The organism is Caulobacter sp. P4_E5 (assembly GCF_056401555.1).
The window spans coordinates 1-16,556 of sequence record NZ_JBFUJD010000011.1; the positions used below are offsets into that span (position 1 = coordinate 1).

The 16,556-nt window shown below is 67.3% G+C and carries 12 protein-coding genes; 3 read left to right on the forward strand and 9 right to left on the reverse strand.

Features of this window, described 5'->3' with window-relative positions; all coding sequences use genetic code 11:
- The 8 genes from AC1DSO_RS05415 to AC1DSO_RS05450 form a co-directional block, all read right to left on the reverse strand.
- The coding region (locus AC1DSO_RS05415; RefSeq protein WP_477067875.1) for a methyl-accepting chemotaxis protein at nt 1-1,238 on the reverse strand (1,238 nt) is incomplete at its 3' end.
- Between the two features lie 44 nt (nt 1,239-1,282).
- Nucleotides 1,283-3,088, reverse strand: coding sequence for a methyl-accepting chemotaxis protein (locus tag AC1DSO_RS05420; RefSeq protein WP_477067876.1), 1,806 nt, complete (start codon nt 3,086-3,088; stop codon nt 1,283-1,285).
- A 14-nt stretch (nt 3,089-3,102) separates the two neighbouring features.
- A complete protein-coding gene (locus AC1DSO_RS05425; protein ID WP_477067877.1) occupies nt 3,103-3,603 on the reverse strand; it encodes a chemotaxis protein CheW in 501 nt (166 codons plus the stop codon).
- 14 nt (nt 3,604-3,617) lie between these two features.
- Nucleotides 3,618-5,588 carry a chemotaxis protein CheA gene (locus AC1DSO_RS05430; RefSeq protein ID WP_477067878.1) on the reverse strand — a complete coding sequence of 657 codons (1,971 nt, stop codon included), beginning with the start codon at nt 5,586-5,588 and terminating at the stop codon, nt 3,618-3,620.
- Nucleotides 5,585-5,950 (reverse strand): response regulator, encoded by a 366-nt coding sequence (locus tag AC1DSO_RS05435; RefSeq protein ID WP_047413621.1) that lies wholly within the window; start codon nt 5,948-5,950, stop codon nt 5,585-5,587. The genes AC1DSO_RS05430 and AC1DSO_RS05435 overlap by 4 nt, the downstream gene beginning before the upstream one ends.
- Nucleotides 5,947-6,267, reverse strand: a complete 321-nt coding sequence (locus tag AC1DSO_RS05440; protein ID WP_477067879.1) for an STAS domain-containing protein — start codon at nt 6,265-6,267, stop codon at nt 5,947-5,949. Before AC1DSO_RS05440 ends, AC1DSO_RS05435 begins: the two co-directional genes overlap by 4 nt.
- 426 nt (nt 6,268-6,693) lie before the next feature.
- Nucleotides 6,694-6,882, reverse strand: a complete 189-nt coding sequence (locus AC1DSO_RS05445) for a hypothetical protein (RefSeq protein WP_477067880.1) — start codon at nt 6,880-6,882, stop codon at nt 6,694-6,696.
- Nucleotides 6,883-7,021: 139 nt separating this feature from the next.
- Nucleotides 7,022-8,563 (reverse strand): LytR/AlgR family response regulator transcription factor, encoded by a 1,542-nt coding sequence (locus AC1DSO_RS05450; protein WP_477067881.1) that lies wholly within the window; start codon nt 8,561-8,563, stop codon nt 7,022-7,024.
- A 67-nt stretch (nt 8,564-8,630) separates the two neighbouring features.
- Here AC1DSO_RS05450 and AC1DSO_RS05455 point away from each other — a divergent pair, with 67 nt between their 5' ends.
- Together AC1DSO_RS05455 and AC1DSO_RS05460 are read left to right on the forward strand one after the other, a co-directional pair.
- On the forward strand, nt 8,631-10,145 hold the full coding sequence (locus AC1DSO_RS05455) for an alpha/beta hydrolase (RefSeq protein ID WP_477067882.1): 1,515 nt from the start codon (nt 8,631-8,633) through the stop codon (nt 10,143-10,145).
- A 276-nt stretch (nt 10,146-10,421) separates the two neighbouring features.
- Complete coding sequence (locus AC1DSO_RS05460; protein WP_477067883.1) at nt 10,422-12,029, forward strand: DUF1593 domain-containing protein; 1,608 nt, start codon at nt 10,422-10,424, stop codon at nt 12,027-12,029.
- A gap of 65 nt (nt 12,030-12,094) precedes the next feature.
- Here AC1DSO_RS05460 and AC1DSO_RS05465 read toward each other — a convergent pair whose 3' ends face one another.
- Nucleotides 12,095-13,702: a carboxylesterase/lipase family protein gene (locus AC1DSO_RS05465; protein WP_477067884.1), complete on the reverse strand. Its 1,608-nt coding sequence runs from the start codon at nt 13,700-13,702 to the stop codon at nt 12,095-12,097.
- 182 nt (nt 13,703-13,884) lie between these two features.
- Here AC1DSO_RS05465 and AC1DSO_RS05470 point away from each other — a divergent pair, with 182 nt between their 5' ends.
- Nucleotides 13,885-16,539 carry a TonB-dependent receptor plug domain-containing protein gene (locus tag AC1DSO_RS05470; protein ID WP_477067885.1) on the forward strand — a complete coding sequence of 885 codons (2,655 nt, stop codon included), beginning with the start codon at nt 13,885-13,887 and terminating at the stop codon, nt 16,537-16,539.
- Nucleotides 16,540-16,556: the final 17 nt, after the last annotated feature.

Genomic DNA, 16,556 nt, shown 5'->3' on the forward strand with positions numbered 1-16,556 from the left:
GCGGCCTTGACCGTTTCCGAGGACACCGCGCCGATCTCGGTGGCGGCGGTCTGCGACCGCTCGGCCAGCTTGCGGACTTCCGAGGCGACGACGGCGAAGCCGCGACCGTGCTCGCCGGCCCGGGCGGCCTCGACGGCCGCATTCAGGGCCAGCAGATCGGTCTGGCGAGCGATCTCCTGCACGATGGTGATCTTCTCGGCGATCGTCTGCATGGCGTCGACCGCCTTGGCCACGGCCTGGCCCGAGACTTCGGCGTCCTGGGCCGACTGACGGGCGATCTTCTCGGTCTGGGCGGCGTTGTCGGCGTTTTGCTTGATGTTCGAGGCCATCTCTTCCATCGAGGCCGAGGCCTCTTCGGCCGACGAGGCCTGCTCGGTAGCGCCCTGGCTGACCTGTTCCGAGGCGGCCGACAGTTCCTGGCTGCCCGCCGAGACGTTCTCCGAGGCCGAGATCGCGTCGGAGACCACGCCGCGCAGGCGCTCGATCATGACGTTCACATGGCCCAGCAGGTCGCCGATCTCGTCCTTGGTGGTGATGTCGACGGTTTTGGTCAGATCGCCGTCGGCCACCGCGCGAACCGCGTCCGAAGCGCGTTCGAGGCCCTTGCTGACCGCCAAAGAGATGTAGAGGGCCGCGCCCACGGCGATCAGCAGCGACACGGCGGCCAGAACGATCAGGCTGTTGCGGACCTTGGCGAAGTCGGCGTCGGCTTCCTCGGTGGCGGCGGTCATCTGGGCCTGCGACAGCTCCACCAGCTCTTGCACCTGGGTGGAGGCCTCGGTGACGGCCTTGCGGCCGTCGCCCATCGAGACCGCGGCGGCGGCCGCATCGTTGTTGGCGACCGCCAAGGCATAGACCCGTTCATGCGAGGCGATCAGGCGCTCCCAAGCGCCGCCAAGGGCCTCCCACTTGGGTTTGCCCGCGGCCGTGGCCAAGCCCTCGGCCTTGGTCAGCAGGGTGTCGAAAGCGTGCTTCTCCCGTTCGATCGACTCCTCGAGGGCCTTTACATCCTCGACCGTGTCGACCAGGACCATGTTCTTCTCGAACCGGACCACATTGAGCATGTGGATGTTTAGCTCCTGCGCGACCTGAAGGCGCACGGCCGGCCCCTCGACCATCGCGTTCAAGTCGCGGTTGGTCGCGGACAGACTGCTGACGCCGAACAGGGTCGCCGTCAAAAGCAGGGCGATGATCAGGCCAAAGGCGAGGCCGAGCTGCAATTTTATCGTAAAGCGCATGGTCCGGGTCCTCTGGCGCGATCGGAAACTGGTCGCTGTCGGGTTCAGTATTCGGTGAATTCGCGGTCGTCGGCGTCCGGGCCGCCCTGGCTCAGGTCAAGGGCGAAGCCCTGGGCCCGGGCCTGCTGGACGGCGACGGCGCGCGGAGCCTTGCGTGCCGGGATCTTCGTCGGCGCCGCCTTGGCGGCGCGGGCGGGCAGGCGCACGACCGGGGCCGGCTTGCGCGCGCCCTGTCCGTTGTTCGACAGGCGGAAATAGGCGATCGAGGTCTGCAGCTCTTCGGCCTGAGCGGCCAGTTCCTCGGAAGTCGCCGACATCTGCTCGGACGCCGAGGCGTTCTGCTGGGTGACCTTGTCCAGCTGCTGGATGGCTTCGTTGATTTGGCTGGAGCCGATGTCCTGCTCGCGGCAGGCGGCGCTGATCTCGGCGACCAGTTCGGCGGTCCGGCGGATATTGGGCACCAGGGTGGTCAGCATCTCGCCGGCCGATTGGGCCGCCTTGACGGTGTCCGACGAGACCGCGCTGATCTCGGTGGCGGCGGTTTGCGACCGCTCGGCCAGCTTGCGCACTTCCGAGGCGACGACGGCGAAACCACGGCCGTGCTCGCCAGCCCGGGCGGCCTCGACGGCGGCGTTCAGGGCCAGCAGATCGGTCTGGCGAGCGATCTCCTGCACGATGGCGATCTTCTCGGCGATCGTGCGCATGGCGTCGACGGCGCGGTTGACAGCCTCGCCCGAGAGCTCGGCGTCCTGGGCCGACTGGCGGGCGATCTTCTCGGTCTGGGCGGCGTTGTCGGCGTTCTGCTTGATGTTGGCGGCCATCTCTTCCATGGAGGCCGAGGCCTCTTCGGCCGAGGAGGCCTGTTCGGTGGCGCCCTGGCTGACCTGTTCCGAGGCGGCCGACAGTTCCTGGCTGCCCGCCGAGACGTTGTCCGAGGCCGAGATCGCGTCGGAGACCACGCCACGCAGGCGCTCGACCATGCGCTGCAGGGCGATGCCCAGAGCGTCCTTGTCGGAGAGCGGCTTGGTTTCGACAGTCAGGTCGCCATCGGCGACCTTGTCAGCGACCGCGGCGGTGGCGCGGAGGTTCTCGGTCATGCGGTTGACCGTGTCGACCAAGTCCTTGATCTCGTCGTTGGTCGTGATGTTGACCCGCTGGTCCAGGTCGCCCAGGGCGACGGCGTTGGCCAGGTCGGCGACCTTGCCCAGGCCCTTGCTGATGGTGAGGGCGATCCAGGTCGCGGCCGTGGCGGCGATCAGCAGCGAGCCGATGATGACGGCGATCAGGAAGTTGCGCGCGGTAGCGTAGGTCTGGTTGCCTTCCTCGTCGGCAAGCGCCAGGCGCTGGACGTTGTAGGCGACGAGATCCTCGACCCGTTGCGACACGGCGTTGGTCACCGGACGCTGCACGGTCTGCATCATGGTCACGGCCTCGGCGCGACGGCCGTTCATCATGGCCGCCCGCATCGTCAGATCCATGGCGGCGTAGCTTTCCCAGTCCTGCTCAAGGGCGACCCACTTGGTCTTGGCTTCCGGCGTCGTCGCCTTGGCCACGCCTTCGTCGACCAGCGACTGGACGATCCTGCGCTGCTTGTCGGCCTTTTCGTTCTGGCCATGCAGCTCTTCGTTGTCGTCGGCCAGGGCCATGTTCTTCTGCGCCCGCGTGACCTGAAGCAGGGCGATGTTGGCGGACTGAGCGCGCTGAAGTTGGGCCGCCGGGCCCTTGATCATCGCCGTCTGAGCGGTGTTGATCTTGCCCAGCGCACTGATGCCGAACAGGGTCGAGGCGGTCATCAGGGCGATGACCAGGCCAAAGGCGATGCCGAGCTTGAGTTTGATCGTGAAACGCATGGTGAGGTCCCGGCTCAGGCTTGGAGCGCGTTGAAGGGCGTGACGGTGGCGGTCGATTGGCCGCGCGCGGCGAAGATCTGGTCCAGGTCGGGGATGACGATCACGTCACCGTCCCGGCGGGCCAGCAATCGGATGAAGTCGGCACGCCACTGCAGGCCCACGCGAGGGGCCTCCTCGGTGACGGCGCGGTCGATGGTGGTGACCTCGTGGACCTTGTCGGCGCGGAGGCCGATCAAGGTYGGCTCGCCGTCCAGGTCGTGCTCGATGACCACGATGCGGCTGTCGATGGTCGGCTCGGCGGCCCCCATGTCGAAGGCCACGCGCAGGTCGACCAGGGGGATGATCCGGCCGCGGAAATTGATCACGGCGTTGACGAACGGCGGCGCGCCGGGCACGCCGGTCTCCGGCAGCAGGTCCAGCACCTCGCGCACCAGGCCGGCCTCCAGGGCGAAGGTCTCGCCGCGCAGGTCGAAGGTCAGGGCCTCGATCGGATCGCCGGAAGGCTCGGTGTTCATGGTCGGGACCCTCATCAGCTGGCGACGCGCAGCTGCGCGTCGGGACGTTGGCCGGCCGCCACCAGATGGCCGATATCGAGGATCAGGGCGACGCCGCCGTCGCCCAGGATGGTCGCGCCGGAGAAGGCGCCGACCTCGGCGTGGAAGCCCGACAACGCCTTAATGACGGTCTGGTGGTCGCCGAGGATCTGGTCGACAACCAGACCCACGCGTTCCTGCCCGGTCGACACCACGACGATCTTCTGGTGGGCGTCGGGCGCCAGGCCCGTGGCGAACATCTGCCGCAGGCGGATGAACGGCACTAGCTGGTCGCGCAGGGTGATCAGGCAGCGGCCCGCCGAGCGCGCGTCCTGCTCGACCGACAGCTCCACGCACTCCTCGACCGAGCCCAGCGGGATGACGTAGCGGCTAGTCCCGACCCGCACGAGCAGGCCGTCGATGATCGCCAGGGTCAACGGAATGCGCAGCGAGACGACCGAACCTTGGCCAGGCGTGCTGGTCAGTTCGATCGCGCCGCGCAGGCCCTCGATGGTCCTCTTGACGACGTCCATGCCGACGCCGCGGCCTGAAAGATTGGTGATCGCCGCCGCGGTCGAAAAGCCGGGCGCGAAGATCAGCTGCAGCAGTTCGTTGTCGCTCAGCACCTGGCCCGGCTGGATCAGGCCGTTCTCCTCGGCCTTGGCGCGGACCCGCGCTCGGTCGACGCCTCTGCCGTCGTCGGTGATGGTGATCACGACCTCGGCGCCGGACTGGCGCGCGGCCAGGATCACGTGGCCCGTTTCCGGCTTGCCGGCGGCCAGGCGTTGCTCGGGCGTTTCAAGGCCATGGTCGGCGGCGTTGCGGATCAGGTGGATCAGCGGATCGGCCAGGCGCTCGATCACCGTCTTGTCCAGCTCGGTCGCCTCGCCCTCGGTCGAGAGCTCGATCGTCTTGCCGGTGTCGCGGGCCAGGTCGTGAATCAGGCGGCGGAAGCGGCCGAACAGCTGGGCGATCGGCACCATGCGGACGACCATCATGGTGTCGCGCATTTCCGAGGCCAAGCGTTCGATCTCCTCGGCGACGGCGCGCAGGGCGATGTCGCTGCTACTGGCGGCCAGTTGCTTGAGGCGTGACTGAGCGATGACCAACTCGCCGACCCGATCCATCATCTCGTCCAGGCGCTCGGCGGGCACGCGCACGGTGTCGCCGCCGGTCTTGGCGCGACCCTCGTTGGCGGCCTCGGCCTGGGTCGCGACCGCTTGCGGCGTCGCGACGGTCTCGGTGGCTTCTAGAGCGGCCTCGATAGGGGCCGGCGCGGCGTTCATGTCCTGGATGTCCAGGGTCATGTCGTCGATCACGAAGATGAAGACGTCCTCGATGGCGTCGCGGCCGTGCTTGGTGACCAGGGTCACTTCCCAGGCCAGGTGACACTCGGTCGGAACCAGGGCGTCGAAGTCGGGGACGGCGTCGGTCAGCGCGATCACCGTGCACTCGCCCAGCTCCCGCAGCTCGTCGAGCAGGGGCAGGGGGCGGGTGCCGTTGACCAAGGCGTCGGCCGGCAGGCTAAACTTCACGCGCCAGGTATTGAGGTCCGGCTCGACGGGCGCGGCTTCGACGGCGGCGGCCGGATTTCCGGCGCGCTCGACCACACGGCGCAGCTCGGTCAGCAGCGTCTCGCCGGCAGCTTCCGAAGCGGGGCGGCCCTCGGCCAGGGCGCGCATGTGATCCTGGGCGGCCAGCACCGCGCCGACCAGCTCTGGCGTGGCGGCGACCTCGCCCTTGCGGACGCGGTCGAAGGCTGTTTCGCAGTGATGGGTGAAGGCGGCCAAGGCGTCGAAGCCGAACATCGCCCCCGAGCCCTTCAGGGTGTGGAGGCCGCGGAACACCGCGTCGACCAGGTCTCGATCCCCGGGACGATGAGCTAGGTCGAGCAGGCCCTGCTCGATCTCCTCCAGCAGATCCTGGGCTTCCTGGCGGAATGTCTCGATGGGATCGAGGCCGCTCACTTGGCGAGGACTTTCTTGACGACCCGGACCAGCTGCTCGGGGTCGAAGGGTTTGGTCAGCCAGCCGGTCGCGCCGGCGGCCTTGGCTTGCGCCTTGATCTCGGCGTCGGATTCGGTGGTCAGGAACAGGATCGGCACGCCGGCTCCGGCCGGGCGCTTGCGCAGCTCGCGGATCATCGCCAGGCCGTCCATCACGGGCATGTTCAGGTCGGTGACGATCAGGTCGAAGCCGCCGGCGCTGCCCTTGTCCAGGCCGTCCTGGCCGTTGACGGCCTCGGTGACGCTGTAGCCCTCGCCGCTGAGGGCGATCTTGATCGCCTGACGGATGCTGGCGGAATCGTCGACGGTAAGGATCGCGGTCATTGGGCTGCCCCTTGAAGCCAGAAGGTGGCGCGGTCGGAAGCTTCGTCGTCGAGGAACCCACCGCGCCGCAGGACTTCGAGTAGAGACCCGGTGGCCGGCTGGTTGAGCGAGAAGCCGACACCGATTTCGCTCGCCTTGCGGCGCGCGGATTCTAAGAGTTGTATGAAGGTTAGATCGGTCTCGGTGAGGTCTTCGATGTCGATGATCACGGCCTTCCGCTCGCGCAGCAAGGCGCCAAGCTGCTCGTGAGCTTGACCAATGTTCGAAATCGTCACCTCCCCGGCGAACGATATCGATTTAGATTCGACGACAGACAATAAGCACCGCCCCAAGCAAATATATTTCGTCGTTATACGAAATATTCGCTTGGGGAACTTTGACCGCGCCGGCCTTAAATTAAGGTAAATGAGACAACCTATGGCAGCGCGGCAATTTGCCACGACCGCCGGAGCAGTCGGGTAGTCGACCCAAAATGCCCGCGCCAGGCTGACCAAACGATCGACCGCAAAGGTGGGAGCGGGCGTCAGCGCGTTGCTGTTAGCCCCCGACTCTTGAGGTCAGCGTAGATGCAGTCCCCCCTCGGACCCTTGTCCGGATTCTCGCCCGGAACGTAGGCTGCCCAAGCCGAGCCCGCTTGTGTGGGCTCAAAATGCTGAATGCCGCATCGGGCCGCGGCCTGAACGACCTGTTTCCGGCTCGCCCAATGGATGTCGCCGCGCATGCGGCGGCGACCTTGGCGGCCCTCACGCCTCGATCGGCTGGAAGCTGCCCGGATCCAGGCCCTCGGGCACGCCGCGGACATAGAGGCCTTCGGCATGATGACGCTCGAAGTCCTCGACCTCGTAGACCTGGCCGCTGAAGACGCCCAGATGGGGCAGGTTGACGCCGGTGCGCAGCACCTGTTCGCCGGGCTGGAACGTCCGTTCGATCATCTTGGGCTTCCCGTCCTCGTTTGCGCCATCCTGTCGTTCCGGCGGCGCGGCCTCAAAACACGTGTGCGTTAGTAGCTTGACCTTAGGCGCGCGCTGTTCGCGTCCCCGCTCCCTATCGAGCAAGCGAACTTTCACGACGCTAGGAAACTTCCGCTCGGCCAAGCTCCCGGCGCGGCGCGGGTGCGGACAGGCTCGACAGGACGCTGGCGTGCTTACGTCCTACCGGAAGTCGTTCGCCCCCCTGGAGCAGCACGGTTCGCCGTCCGCCCGCATCGCGCTCGATAGCGACGACACACGCGAGGTTGACGACGTAGCCGCGATGGACCCGCTCGAACCCAGGCGGCAGGCGCCCCAGCATCGCGGCGAGACCGCCCGGCGCGAGCAGGCGGCGGCCGTCTTGCTGACAGACTTCGACATAGTCGTCGCAAGCCTTCAGGTAGGCGATCTTGCTCGGCGCGATCCGATGGAGGCGCGCGCCATCTCGGATCACGAGCGGCTCCGTCGCGGCTCGGGCCCCGTGTGCGCGCTCCAGCGCCGTCTCGGCCGCGAGGGTTCGTCCCCGCAGGTCGAGTTCCGCGGCCTTCGACTGACGCAAGGCGATCGCGTCGGCGGCGAAGCGCCATGAAAAGGCGGCGGCGAACGCCAGATAGCAGCCCGCATCGAGGAAGAGCCCGCCGTCGAGCGAGGCCGCGACGATCACCAATCCGAACGCAACGAACGCCGCGCGCGCGCCGGGAATTCGACGAACTACGCCCCAGCCCGCGCAGCCCAACGCCATTGTCGCGCCCACGATCATCGCTCCAACCGCCTTGTCGTCATAAGGCGGTGACAGGACGAGGGCCGCGACGGCCAGGGCCGCCGTCACCGCGGTCACCGAGTTCCGCCAGGCGCTGGCGAAGCGGTTCGCCGCGATCCGCGCCGTCAGCACGCTCGTGACGGCCGCCAAGCCGGCGATCGCCGCCAGCCGCGGGGTGTGGAAAGGGTAGGGATAGTTGACCAGCAGCCTGCTGGCCTCGAAGGCCGCCTGGGTCAGGACTGTCCCCGCGAGCGCGGCGATCAGCCAAGCCTCCTGGTCGTCGTCGCGCCAGGCCAGGCCGATGGCGTGGCCGAACGCCAAGGCGATCAGGCCCATCATGCCCAAGGTCGGGAGATAGCGCCTGACCAGGTCGCGCAGCGGATCCTGGCGGGGGCCGACGTCCAGGACATGCACGGCGCTGGCGACGGGGGGCCACAGGTGTTGCGCCGACAGCCTCACGGTGACGCGGTTTTGGTCGGCTCGCACCCAGGCGGACGGTACGATGAACTCGGCGGTGAAGCGTCCTGGGCGTTCGGCCGCGGGATCGGCGCCCACGCGGCCGTTGCGGCCCAGCAGCGCGCCGTTCCACCAGACCTCCGAGGACGCCATGGCCTGGATCCGGACCACGGTCTCCGCGCCCGCCATCGGTGGTCGGTAAAGCCGCGTCAGGGTGGTGATCGGCGCGCCCGGTTCGAGGCGGGGCTTGACGATGGGGCGGCAGTCGCGGGCCTGCGAGGCGAAGGCGCAGAGGCTCCACGCCGATCCAGCCGCCTTCGCATAGGCCGGCTGGGCCAAGCCAAGGCAAACCGCCAAGACGAGCACGATGGTCTGGATCGCGTTCCCGCCGGGACGTTCGCCGGTGCTTATGGGTCGTTCGCCGATCAAGCCTTTATCCCACGCATCGCCCGGCCGACGGCCTTCCCTCAGTAGCTTTGCACGAGAGGGATCATCCATGAAAACGAAGTTCGGTCGGCTGGGCCGATTGCTGATCCTCGGTCTGAGCGCGGCCATGGCGGTCTGCGGTCCGGCCGCGGCCGCCGCTCACCGCGTGGGCGAGATCGCTTTGACGACGGGGACCGCCACACGCGAAGGCGGCCCCTCGATCACCTACGAAATTGGAACCCTGTACGTCCCCGAGAACCGCGCCGCCCCCAACAGCCGGCCGATCGGGGTGGGTTTCGCCCGGCTCAAGGCTGCGCGACCGTCGAACGCGCCACCGATCTTCATTCTGCCCGGTGGCCCTGGGCGAAGCTATCTCAACGCCTTCACCGACCAAGACGCGGCCGCGCGGTCTCGCCTGGCCGAACTGCTCGTCTACGCCGAGGCGGCCGACGTGGTCGTTGTCRATCAACGCGGGTGGTCTCGCCAGGGCGACATGCTGGAACAGCCCGTCTCCGATCAGCCGCTCGGCCGGCCGCGCTCGCGCTCGGCCGAGATCGACGACATGGTCGCTCTGGCCAAGGCGGCGCGGGCGGCAAATCCCGACAAGGACCTTGCCGGCTACACGGTCGTGCAGTGCGCCGAGGACGTGAACGATCTGCGCCGGGCCCTGGGCTACAGGACGATCTCTTTGTCTGGGCAGAGCTTTGGTTCGCAGTGGTCGCTGGCCGTGATGCGACTTCATCCCGACATCGTCGCCCGCGCCGTCTTGTCGGGCGTCGAGCCGCTGGACGCGGCGTTCGACATGCCAAGCCAGGTGCTGGCGTCATTCCAGCGCCTGGCCTTCGAGGCTGACCAGGATCCGGCCCTGAAGCCGTATCTGCCGCTTGGCGGCTTGATGGCCGCGCTGAAGGACCTCCGCGCCCGTTTCGCCGACGCGCCGGTCAAGGTGACCGTCGCCGATCCGACCACTGGCGCGCCCGTAAGCGTCGCGCTCGGCCTTGGCGACCTGCAGGCGTCATTGCGCCGGCCACCCGCCGATTGGCCGGCTTTCGTGCTCTCGCTGTACTACGGCCGCTACGAGGATTGGGCCTTGGAGACGATCGCGTCGCGGCGAGGCGCGGAGGGCGCCTTGCGTCTGATCGAGCCGCTGATCGACAGTAGTCTCGGGGTGTCGCCCGCGCGGGGCTACCGGCTCTGGACCGATCCGGCCGCCGAAATCCTCGGCTTCTGGGATTTCGAGGCCGTGCTCGCCTCCGCCTCGGCTTGGCCCACGCCCGATGTCGACGACGCCTTGCGCAAGCCGGTGCTCAACCGGACGCCGGTGGTTTTCATCCACGGCGATTGGGACATCTCCACGCCGATCGACAATACGCTGGGGCTTCTGCCCTATTTCCCCAACGGGCACGCGATCCTCGTGCATCGCGGCGTCCACCATGCTCGCGAGCCCTTGTTCGAACATGATCCAGCGGTGCGTGAGGCCGTCATCGCGTTCCTGCGCACCGGGGCCATCGGTGACTTGCCTGTCGACGCCGAACTTCCTCCGGTCGCCTTTCGGACGCCCGCCTTTTCACCGCCGGCGCGCTAGACGAGCAGGGTGCTCGACGGTCTGGTCTTCGGACTCGGCTCAATGTCCGCCTCTGGCGCAAATCGCCGCAAATCAGCCCACTCGCGTGGAAGCATCGGACAGAAGGTTCAGAGCGGCGAGGCAGCGCTTGGGCGTCGATGGCGCCAGAGGCTCGGAAAATCGAAAGCAAACGAAAATAAACAACGATATTTAGCGATGCGTCGCATCGGTGGGCATGGTACGCCCTCGAGGAGGGCCGGTTCGAAACTGGCCAAACGAAAAACGAAGGGAGACGCCATGGGGAGACGTTCGAAAGCCGCGGCGCTAGCGGTGGTCGGCCTCTGCGCGGCGCTGACAGCCGCTCCATCCTGCGCGATGGCCGGCAAGGCGCCCGTCAAGGTCCCGCCGCGCTATCTCGAAACCCCGCTTGGCGCCAAGCCTCGCGTCGTCATCACGGCCGACCCGGAACTGGACGACTCCAACTCCCTGGTCCGCTACCTGCTCTACGCGCCGAGTTTCCGCACCGAAGGACTGATCTACGCCAGCAGCCAGTTCCACTGGAAAGGCGACGGCAAGGGCACGAAGGGCTTCATCGCCGGGCGAGAATACACCCGGGTAGGCCGCGAGATCTGTCCCTGTACGTCCTGGCGCTGGGATCCGAAGGAGCGCTTCATCGACGACGCGCTCGACGTCTACGCCAAGGCCTATCCGAATCTGCGCGTGCACGATCGCGCCTATCCGACGCCCGCCGCGCTGCGGGCGAAGGTGCGCTGGGGCAATGTCGATTTCGACGGCGAGATGGACAAGGACACCGGCGGCTCGAACCTGATCAAGGCCCTGCTGCTGGATGACGAGGAGGCGCCGATCTACCTGCACGCCTGGGGCGGTCAGAGCACGATCGCCCGGGCCCTGAAGTCCATCGAGGACCAGTACCAGGGCGCGCCGCGATGGCCGGCGATCCGCGCCAAGGTGATCCGCAAGGCCGTCATCCATCCGTCCGGCGACCAGGACGACACCTACGCCAAGTACATCAAGCCCCATTGGCCCGAGATCCGCTACATGGAGCCGGCCGACGGGCTGTCGCTGAGCTATCTGTCGCAGCGCACGGTCAGCGAAGAGGACGCGGTCTTTCTCGGCGTCGATTGGACCCGGAAGAACATCTCCTCACGCGGCCCGCTGGGCGCGTTCTACCGTGTCTGGGGCGACGGGCGGCAGATGGTGAAGGGCGACATCTTCGACTATTTCGGCGTCCCGGGTAAAAGCCGCGACCAGCTGAAGGCGGAGGGCTACATCGTCTGGTCGCCGGTCGAGGAGTCGGGCTCCTTCATCGGTGAGGGCGACACCGGCACCTTCCTGAACCTGGTCGACAACGGACTGGACGGCTACCGCGCCGAGACCTACGGCGGGTGGGGCGGCCATGCCAGCACGGGACGTTCGGCGATCTCGGGCGAGATGAGCGCCAACCTCTCGGCGGTCGCCTCGGGCAAGCCCCCGGCCTTCGCGCGCGCGCCGACCCACCCGTTCATGGCGCCAGCCCAGCGGGACTTGGCCGCTCGCTTCGTCTGGGCCACGACGCCGCGCTACGCCGACGCCAACCACAATCCCAGGATCGCGCTCCAGGGTTCGCGGTTGGTCAGCGCGCGGCCGGGCCAGGTCGTGAACCTGGCCGCCGCGGTCAGTGATCCTGACCATGACAAGATCGTCGTCCGCTGGCGCGCTTGGCCTGGGGCCGGGACCTATGCCGGCGAGGTGGTGCTCGCGGGGGCCGAAGGCCTGTCGACACGCCTGACCGTGCCGGGGGACGCCAAACCGGGTGACACCATCCATGTCCTGGCCGAGGCGATCGACGACGGCGCGCCAGCCTTGAGCCGCTATGTTCACGTCGTCGTGACGGTCGCCAAATAGGGGTGACGAAAAAGGCGGGAGCGGCGTCGGCCGTCTCCCGCCTCGTTTCGGAAGGAGCGAGCGCGCTAGGCGCCGATCAGGCGGCGCAGGTCTCCTTGCGGATCGCTTTGCACCTTGCTTTCCAGGTTGAAGATCATCGTCTGGCGCTTGGCCAGGTCATAGCGCGGCCAGGCCGGCAGGTTCGCGGTTTGGGGATCGCCGGTCTTGGCGAAGGCGACCCAGGCGGGATGCATCTGAGCGGCCATTCGCGTCGGACCGTCGCCGGGGCCCACGAAAAAGCGGATGTTCTCATGCGTTCCGAACACGAACGAGAGCTCCATGGCGTGACTAGCCTTCAGCTTGCCGCCCATGGCCGGGGACCTGTCCCAGTCCATCCGGTACATCCAGACGGGCGCGGGTTGCTTGAGCTTGCGTTCGGCCAGGGTGATCGAGTCGATCCAGAACGCCTTGGCCGTCTGTAGGGCGATCGTCAGGTCGCCGGGCGTGGCGCCCGGATGGGCGGCGCGCAGGGCGGCGATCACCTGGTCGGCCTTGGCGGGATAGACTTCGCGCGCGGCCCTTTCGAAGTCCGCGTCGGTCTGATTGGCGATGGCGGGCGAGGCGGCCAGGAACAGGGTCATCTCGTCGCGATTGGTGCCGATCAGCAGCGGCACGTCGGCGATCCAAGGCTGGGCCTGCGGCATGAATGGACCGCGCGGCAGCGCCTGGCCGTCGATGCTGGGCACGAAGCCGTCGGTCAGGAAGCCCTTCACCGCCGCGCCTTTGACCTTCTCGATGGCCGCCTTCTGACTGTCGAAGATCGTCTTGGCGTCGAGGGCGGCCAGGGCGGCCACGTCGCCGGGCTTGACGCCAAGGGTCTCGGTCAAGGCGCCGCCCAGGGCCTGGGCGTAGGCGCGAGGGGCGGCGGTAAGACCGGCGCCGCTCTGGATGATGGCGCGGTGGAACAGGCCCTTGGCGGGCGGCATGCCCAGCAGCAGCGACACCTTCGCGCCGCCGCCGCTCTCGCCGAAGATCGTGACGTTGTCCGGATCCCCGCCGAACCGGGCGATATTGGCCTTCACCCATTGCAGCGCCTGGACGATGTCCAGCATGCCCGCCAAGCCCGACTGCCTGTAGGCCGGGCCCCAGCTGTCGGGCAGCTGGGTGAAACCGAAGACGTTCAGGCGGTGATTGATCGAGACCAGCACGACGCCGTCGCGGGCGAAATGGTCACCGTAGTAGGTGGGACGTCCCGCCGCGCCTTCCGCGAAAGCGCCGCCGTGCAGCCACACCATCACCGGACGCTTCGCCGGGGTCGGGCCTGGGGCCGGAGCCCATACGTTCAGGAACAGGCAGTCCTCGCTGTGGACCTCCGAGGGCGGCGCGTCCGGACCGGGCGACTGCATGGCCGCGGCCCCGAACGTATCGGCCTCGAAGACCTTCGACCACTTCTGGGGCGGTCGCGGCGGGCGGAAGCGGAGTTGGCCGACCGGCGGCGCGCCGTAGCGGACGCCTCGGAACGTGTGCACGCCATCCTCGACTCGGCCGCGCACCGGGCCGTTCGTCGTCTGGATGATCGGTGTCCGGGCGTCCGTCTGCTTCGCGAAGGCGGGACTTGAGGCGATCAATGTCCCGGCGAGGGCGGCCGCCGACGCCATCCAATCTCGCCGCGAAAGGCTGGCGTTCTCGGTCATTCGCAATTCCTCCCTGTCAGCGGCCAAGCGCCTGTCCGCATATTATTTTCGTATTGAGATCGGAATACGAAGATATTCGAAAGTGGTCAATTGTCATTCGGAGATTCATCGGCTACGGATGAGCCGTCAAAAGAGATCGAAAGGCCGAGATGAGCCTTCGACATAGGGAGAGGAGAAGGGGCATGTCAGCGAATATGTTCGAAAGGCGTCGTGCGGGTCTGGTCTCGGCCAGCCTCATTGCGATCACGGTCGCGATCGCTGGTCCGGCCATGGCCCAGACCGCGCCGGCCAATCCGCCGCCGGCGTCGGCCACCGACAAGGCTTCGTCGGATTCCAGCGAAGTGTCCGAGATCGTCGTCACCGGCACCTTGCTGCGGGGCGTCGCACCGGTCGGGACCAATGTCATTGGCGTCACCCGCGACGACGTGGTCGCCACGGGCGCGGCCTCGACCAACGATCTGTTGGCGACCATTCCGCAGGTCAGCAACTTCAACTCCTTCCCGGCCGGCACCGCCACCTTCGGCCAGCCGATCGCCCAGACGAACCTGCGCGGCCTCGGCGCGTCGGGTGGCACGACGACCCTGGTGCTGTTGAACGGCCACCGCCTGGTCGGCGCCGGCATCCTGCAGACCTATGTCGATCCGACCATCATCCCGCCCGGCATGATCGAGCGCGTGGAAGTGGTGCCGGACGGCGGCTCTTCGATCTATGGCTCAGACGCCATCGGCGGCGTGGTCAACTTCATCACCCGCAAACGTATGTCGGGCCTCGAGGCCGACGCCAAGTACGGTATGGCCGATGGCTACCGGACCTTCGACGCCAACGTGACCGCCGGCAAGGACTGGGGCACGGGCTCGCTGTTCGCCTCGTACGCCTATGCCTGGCACAACGAAATCCAGGGCGACGAGCGCGACTATGTCAGCCAGAACAAGGTGGCCTTAGGCGGCACGGACCGGCGCGTGGCGACCTGCGGGGTGACCAACATCCAGGTCGGCGCAACGACCTACGCCCTGCCAGGGCGAGTCGCGGGGACGAAGAACGTCTGCGACAGCACCGACTACGCGACGATCTATCCGCGCGAGAATCGTCACACGGTGTTCGCCACGCTGGACCAGACGATCAACGACGACCTGACCTTCAACGCCACCGCCTACTACTCGATCCGCCGCTCGGTCACCCAGACCGCGCCGCTGGCCACCAGCGGGACGATCACCTCGGCCAATCCCTACTTCTCGCCGATCGGGGCCGAGGCGAGCCACACGGTGCTGTTCGACTACACCTCGGTGTTCGGCGCCGAAGGCACGCGAAACCCGGCCAAGTTCTCGTCGCGCGGGTTTACTCCGTCGTTCGACTACAACATTGGCGACGGCTGGAAGCTGCGGGGCATGGCCAACTTCGGCCACAGCTTCAACCGGACCGTGGAGGCCTCGATCAACACGACGGCCGCCAGCAACGCGCTGCGGGCGACGACGACGGCGACCGCGCTCAATCCCTATAATCTGAGCCAGACCAATTCAGCCCTCCTGGCGACGATCCGCGACTACACGAACCTCTCCGAGGCCAAGCAGGACCTCGCCGAGGGCCGGCTGGTCGTCGACGGGTCGGTGTTCCAACTGCCCGCCGGCGACGTCCGTCTGGCCGCCGGGGTCGAGTACCACTACGAGAAGATCAATTCGCATATCGCCTTTGGTCCGTCGGCCTCGCCTAAGACCAACCGGGCCATTGCGTCGCGTGACGCCCGGTCGATCTATGGCGAGATCTTCGTTCCGGTGCTGGAGGCTTTCGACCTGACCGGCTCGGTTCGCTACGACGACTATTCCGACGTCGGCGGCACGACCAACCCCAAGGTCGGCTTCAACTTCCGTCCCACCAACTGGATCACGGTGCGCGGCAACTGGGGCACCTCGTTCCACGCGCCCAGCCTTGCCGACACCACCGGCGCGGTGGACGCCCGCGTGACCTCGCTGGCGATCACGCCCAACCCCGCCCCGGGCAGTGCGCCGACCGACGCCCTGCGCCCGATCCTTTACATTTCCGGCGGCAGCCCGACCCTGAAGCCGGAATCGGCGGACACCTGGTCTCTAGGCGCGGACTTCAAGCCCGACTTCCTGCCGGGGATCACGCTGAACGTCACCTACTACAACGTCGACTTCTCGAACGTGATCAGCGTCAACGCCGGCGGCTTCAATGGCGGCGCGGGCTTCTACGCCGACCCGACCAACGCGCCGTTCTACATCCTCAACCCCACCCTGGCGCAGGCCACCGCCTTCGCGCGAGGCGCCCGGGCCGACAACTTCGACTCCCTGGCGGCCTTCTTCGCCAGCAACAGCCCGTACGCCATCTACGACCTGCGTCGCTACAACCGCGGCCGGCTTAAGCAGGATGGCGTCGACTTCAACATCGGCTATCGCAAGCCGACGAGCTTCGGGTCGATCTCGGCTAGTTTCGCGGGCACCTACACGCTGAACCGCAAGACCAGCGACTCCAACAACGGCGTCTATGTCGATCGGCTGAAGAACGGCTTCAACCACTTCAACTACGTCACCTCGGTGGGCGCCGAGGTCGGGCCGATCACCGGTCGTGTGACCCTGACCCACAGCGGCAGCTATCCGCTGCGGGGCGATCCGGTTCAGTCGCGGGTGTCGGCCTTCAATCCGGTCGACGTCTATCTGGCCCTCGACCTGGAGAAGGTCGGCGTTCTCGACCGTTCGTCCCTGACGCTGAACATCGACAACATCGGCGACACCGACCCGCCGTTCCGCAACGCCGGCTCGGGCTATGCCAATGGCTCGACCCTGGGTCGCCTGGTGTCGGTCGGCCTGCGCACGAAGTTCTAGACGACCCCCGAAACTTG